The 938-nt window shown below is 35.1% G+C and carries 1 protein-coding gene; it reads right to left on the bottom strand.

The window, feature by feature from the left end; all coding sequences use genetic code 11:
• Window positions 1-913: hypothetical protein (locus ACYVTD_RS13715; RefSeq protein WP_461248290.1), on the bottom strand; the 913-nt coding region annotated here is incomplete at its 3' end.
• Window positions 914-938 lie beyond the last annotated feature (25 nt).

Raw genomic sequence — 938 nt, 5'->3', positions numbered from 1 at the left:
TGGTGTCATATACGGGATCGTCATATATTGCCATGTCAATAAATGGGGCGGCAAAAAGTTCAAAGTTAAATAGGCGCAATTTAGACTTGTTAAACCAGACAGACGGTGAAAATTTAATTAACTTGATAGGTATGTCTATGTTCAAGGAAAGCATATAATTTGCGAACATATCCTTGTCTAGAACGCCGCGAAGAACGTCTCCGGCCTGGGTGTACCCGTATTCATAAAACACCCATTGCCGGTACATAATGTTTGTGGAAAGGCCAAGGAATTCCGTAAATTTAAAATGGCCTATTCCTGAAAATTTTATATTTTCAGACCATGGGTTACTACCATTTCTAACATTGTATATGTTTAGATTAAAAGAATTATAAACGGATACGTCAAAACCTTTTCTGAAATTACCGATCCAGTCCACTTTGTTAAAGCCAATATTCTGCGTAAAAGAAACAAAAGGCCCTTTTCTATAATCATTTAAAGGCCATTTTGGAAATTCATGGGGAATCGAGGCGTAAATACCGGGCGTAAAAATAATTTCACCGGAATCTTTTACGTAAACGCCGAAAGGAATTTTCCATGATAAAAATGGGTTAGTTGACATATATAAACCGTTTTGAAAATCTCCGTATTTAGGTTTATCTACATCATCATTTTCTTCGTTAACTATAAAAGATTCATTTAATCCGGCGGTAAGGGTGGTAAAACCAATAGGAAATTCAACAGATAAGCCCGTAGTATTTCCGTTATAATAATGCTGTTCCATATCGGGACGGTAAATAAAATCATTATAAAATTTTAAATTCCAATTTAGTCCATAGGCCGTAAAAGGAATATTGGAATCAAACATTAAGAAAAAAGAATTTTGGCTGTTTTCATTATGAGAGTATCCAAGATCAATCCGTAAAGGGCTCATGGTTCCCAGAAAATTATAATCACGT

It is taken from the genome of Treponema sp. R6D11, from assembly GCF_054786075.1.
The sequence above is the reverse complement of the archived record's forward strand: the minus strand, read 5'-3'. Positions and strand labels throughout refer to the sequence as shown.